Genomic DNA, 4,111 nt, shown 5'->3' on the forward strand with positions numbered 1-4,111 from the left:
CTAATAAACATAAAAATCCACAATATTAGATTTTTGATGTCCTTATTTTGTTGCCATTACCCTGGTCAGGGGAGGTCCCGGAGCGAAGCGGAGGGGAAGGGGTTGTACTCTGGTAAGCATCGAAAGTGAGCTGAAAGGAAAACATATGCCCCCTCAAGGGGACACTTGGGGGATAGTGACGCTGACGGTTTGCGTCATTCCTGTTAACCCATTAACCCTTATGTACAGTTTCAAGGACGAGATGGCCATTCAGCTTTCCAACTGCTAATGGCTAACGGCTAACGGCTAACGGCTCCCTCCCCCGCACCTAAACCTTTTTTCATCTCATTATAAACTAATTTTTTAATGAAATTTATTCTGTTAAAGAGATGGGGAATGGGGGAAATGATATAATTTATTATAGATACATATTGGTATAGGGGATTCATTTTTCTCATGATGAGAAGGTAAAAGATATGGATGACAGAGAGTTTCACTGCCCTTCCTGCGGGGAAATAGTGGAGGAGGGCGAAAAGTTCTGCTCCCATTGCGGGGAGAAGCTGGACTGGGAGGAAATAAAAAGGGAAATATGCCCGAACTGCGGCAAACCTTATGAAGCGGGGGCGAAGTTCTGCCCGAACTGCGGGGCTTCTCTCACGGAAGAATCTCCGGAAAAGGAGGAGCCTGAAGAAATATCGGAAATTTTCAAAGAACAGGAAGAGGAACCGAAGAAGACGATTTTCGGGACGGCTCCTGTTCCTGTCCCTTTTGGCAAAGAAGAAAAAGAGCCGGATTTCCCGAAAGAGGAAGCTCACGAGGAAAACAATGCGTACCGCGATACGTCTTCCCGGGAAGATTACAGGACCTATGGGGAAGAGAGCCTTTCGGACAAGCTGGACCATATCCTGGAAGGCTGGAGCCCGGTGAATTCCGACGGTTTTTCCGATACCTCCTTCCGCGGACGGTTTTTCAATTTCGTGGGCCGTCTGAACCGCTGGCGTTATTTCACCTGGGGCATATTGCTTACCATTATTTTCTTCATCGTTTATTCAGTAATTGTCGTAGGCATTGCGGGGTCTCTCCTGGCCGGCGAAGGACTGGCTTTCCTGCTTGGCTGCCTTCTTTACCTGGTTTTCCAGCTGCCTTTCTACCTGGGAGCCCTGTCTCTTTCCATCCGCCGGGCCCATGATATGGGGAAGAGCACCCTCTTCGGCTGCCTCTATCTTCTGAATCTTCCTTTGACGCCCATTCTGGAAGCGGCGGACAGCCATTTTCTCTCCTTCATTGTGGCCGCCGCTTTCTTTGTCTACGGCATGTGTCTCCTTTTCGGCCGGGGCATCCAGGGACCGAATAAATACGGCGCCGACCCGCTTCGTCATTGAATTCTCTGAAATCGTAAAAAAATATAAAGGGGCGCCCATATGATTTTCAGGCGCCCACTATCCCGCAATCCGAAATCCGAAATCCGAAATCCGGAATACAAACGATATGCAAGCAAAGTTATTATATTTCAAAAAGAAACATATATTTAAAGGAGGTCTTATTATGGAAATCAAAAAGATTCTTGTCCCCGTAGACGGTTCGAAACCATCGGCCCGGGCCTTTGACTGTGCCTGCGCCATGGCCAGAGGGATGGGTGCAAAACTCGTTCTCCTCAATGTCGTCATCATTCCCGGCTTCCGGGTAGAAGTGAAACCGGAAGATATCGAATATGTGACGAAAAAAGGCCGGGCTGTAGTCGACGATTTTGCGGGAAAAGCTCCGGAAGGTCTGGAAATCGAGAAAAAAGTGGAAATCGGCCTTCCCACCACCGATCTGGTCCGCATTGCAGATGAGGAAAAAGTGGATCTCATCGTTATGGGAAACAGCGGTAAAGGTGCCATTTCTTCCTTTGTCATCGGCAGTGTCAGTCATTATGCCCTGCAGCATGTAAACTGCCCGGTAGTGATTGTGAAATAAAAATAGTTATCAGTTATCAGTTATCAGTTTTTAGTGCTGGTGCGGCGCAGAATCATAGGCGCCGCACTTTTTACATGTTTATCCTGTTCAATGCATTCAGGCTGGTTTATTCTATATTTCCTCATATAAAAAGCCCGCTTCCTGATTTGAGGCGGGCTATCCTTTACTGAGAACTAAGAACTGATAACTGATAACTTTGTAAACCAGGCAGCTCAATCCATAGAGTCATTATTGTACATTGCCACGTATTACTTTTTCTTTCATTTCCTATTCAAAAGCCTTATTTCTCAATCTGTTTCCAATGATATATAATAGAAATGAAGAGAGAATTATATTTCAAAGGAGGTCCTGTCTATGGAAATAAAGAAAATTCTTGTTCCCATTGATGGTTCCGATGCTTCGGAACGGGCTTTTTCCCAGGCCTGCATGCTGGCGGAAAAGGCGGGAGCGAAAATCACCATGTTTTATGTGGTAGATGCGGATGTATTGATGTTCCCGGTTTACAAAGTCAATCTGGCAGCCACGGATACGGGTTCCATCAAGGCAAAGGGAAGGGAAGTGCTGGACCTCTATGCCCATGACGGGCCGGAGGATCTGGAAATCGAGAAAAAAGTGGAAATCGGTGTCCCCGGGTCCTGCATCATCCGGGCCGCAGAAGAGGAAAAAGCAGACCTCATCGTTATGGGAAACAGCGGGAAAGGTTCTGTTTCCTCCTTTGTCATGGGAAGCGTGAGCCATTATGTGGTCCGCCATTCCTCCTGCCCCGTCCTTATCGTGAAATAAGTCTGTTCATTCAGAGGGAATCGCGGTGCCCTCTATACATTTTTACTTTGAATGGAGGAGATCTTATTATGGAAATCAAAAAAATCCTTGTCCCCATCGATGGTTCCGATGCGTCGGAACGTGCTTTCCGGGAAGCCTGCTTCCTGGCAGAAAAAACGGATGCAGAAATCACCATGCTTTACGTCATGGACCCGGAAACCCTGATTCCTGCCTACAAGGAACTCCCGGAACATCCGGAAGATCCATTCATTAAGAAAGGCGAAGCCATTCTTGACATCTATCTGGCCGATGCGCCGAAAGATGTGAAAGCGGAAAAGAAAGTGGTCTTCGGCATGCCCGGCAATTCCATTGTCAGTGAATCGGAAGATATGGATCTCATCGTCATGGGCAACAGCGGGAAAGGTTCCATTTCCTCCTTCGTTATGGGAAGTGTCAGCCATTATGTGGTTCACCATTCGGAATGCCCCGTACTCATTGTGAAATAAGGGAGGAAATGTATGAGTGAAAAGGAAGTCAAGAAAATCCTGGTTCCCGTAGACAGTACGAAAGCTTCCGCCCGGGCCTTCGAGTATGCCCTGGGCCTGGCAAAACTTTTTGATGCGGAAATCCATCTTCTCTATGTGGCTCCCATTGCAGGCATCACTTCTTCGGACTATACCATCCACATGACAAAAAAACCGGATGATTCCAGCCCCTTGAAATTAAAAGGATCCGCAGTACTCGCCGGGCTCATGCAGAATCTTCCGTCCGGTGCCAGAGTGAAATCCGATATTCTCATGGGAGTTCCGGAAGTCATGATTACTCTCACCGCCAAAGATGATGAATCCGATCTCATCGTCATGGGAACCAGCGGAAAAGGAGCCATTTCCTCCATGATTTCCGGGAGCGTCAGCTACTATACCATTCATCATGTGGAATGCCCGGTGCTGGTTGTAAAGTAGGAAACTGTATGTATTGAAGCCTTGAATAAGAATACTGGTAAAAAGTGATCAGTGATCAGTTCTTAGTGAATGTTGGGCGCCTTTGGAAATAAAAGGCGCCCAGTTTGTATAAAAGTTATCAGATATTAGTTCTCAGCTGTCTCATCCGGATCCATACACTGGGGTTCCATATATTTTGAAATTTTATAATCATTCGGAAATCCGGCTGCCCGCAAGGTTGAATTTACTGCCAACTGAGAAGTATAACGCAAAAAAGCCGCCCATCACGTTGTGATGAGCGGCTTTTTGAGCACGAAAACAAGTCCTCCCGTAAATGAAGGACTGGAGGATAGAGCCGGGTTCCCAGAATTCCGGGACATACTGATCAATCGGCAGCAGAAATCGTAATGGGCGTATGCTTCTCGTGAGACATAGTAAGGTGCCGGGGTGGCTGATTGGTCGGATATTTC

General features: G+C 47.1%; 6 protein-coding genes. 5 read left to right on the forward strand and 1 reads right to left on the reverse strand.

Annotated features, from left to right (window positions below; all coding sequences use genetic code 11):
* Positions 1–455 precede the first annotated feature (455 nt).
* From VZT47_RS09485 to VZT47_RS09505, 5 genes are all read left to right on the forward strand, one after another.
* Positions 456–1,361 (forward strand): zinc-ribbon domain-containing protein, encoded by a 906-nt coding sequence (locus VZT47_RS09485; protein ID WP_330224723.1) that lies wholly within the window; start codon positions 456–458, stop codon positions 1,359–1,361.
* A 163-nt stretch (positions 1,362–1,524) separates the two neighbouring features.
* Positions 1,525–1,938, forward strand: a complete 414-nt coding sequence (locus VZT47_RS09490) for a universal stress protein (RefSeq protein WP_330224724.1) — start codon at positions 1,525–1,527, stop codon at positions 1,936–1,938.
* Between the two features lie 354 nt (positions 1,939–2,292).
* Complete coding sequence (locus tag VZT47_RS09495) at positions 2,293–2,721, forward strand: universal stress protein (RefSeq protein WP_330224725.1); 429 nt, start codon at positions 2,293–2,295, stop codon at positions 2,719–2,721.
* Positions 2,722–2,789: 68 nt separating this feature from the next.
* Complete coding sequence (locus tag VZT47_RS09500; RefSeq protein WP_330224726.1) at positions 2,790–3,206, forward strand: universal stress protein; 417 nt, start codon at positions 2,790–2,792, stop codon at positions 3,204–3,206.
* A gap of 12 nt (positions 3,207–3,218) precedes the next feature.
* On the forward strand, positions 3,219–3,662 hold the full coding sequence (locus VZT47_RS09505) for a universal stress protein (RefSeq protein WP_330224727.1): 444 nt from the start codon (positions 3,219–3,221) through the stop codon (positions 3,660–3,662).
* Positions 3,663–3,851: 189 nt separating this feature from the next.
* On the opposite strand, the gene VZT47_RS09510 is transcribed toward VZT47_RS09505, so the two are convergent.
* Positions 3,852–4,111 (reverse strand): hypothetical protein (locus VZT47_RS09510; protein WP_330224728.1); only part of this gene is annotated, 260 nt, incomplete at its 5' end.

This window comes from Dialister sp., from assembly GCF_036343215.1.
Taxonomy (GTDB): Bacteria; Bacillota; Negativicutes; order Veillonellales; family Dialisteraceae; genus Dialister.

Coding starts and splice junctions, on each gene's coding strand:
- VZT47_RS09495 (WP_330224725.1), top strand. CDS start 2,293: ATGGAAATAAAGAAAATTCTTGTTCCCATTGATGGTTCCGATGCTTCG.
- VZT47_RS09505 (WP_330224727.1), top strand. CDS start 3,219: ATGAGTGAAAAGGAAGTCAAGAAAATCCTGGTTCCCGTAGACAGTACG.
- VZT47_RS09500 (WP_330224726.1), top strand. CDS start 2,790: ATGGAAATCAAAAAAATCCTTGTCCCCATCGATGGTTCCGATGCGTCG.
- VZT47_RS09490 (WP_330224724.1), top strand. CDS start 1,525: ATGGAAATCAAAAAGATTCTTGTCCCCGTAGACGGTTCGAAACCATCG.
- VZT47_RS09485 (WP_330224723.1), top strand. CDS start 456: ATGGATGACAGAGAGTTTCACTGCCCTTCCTGCGGGGAAATAGTGGAG.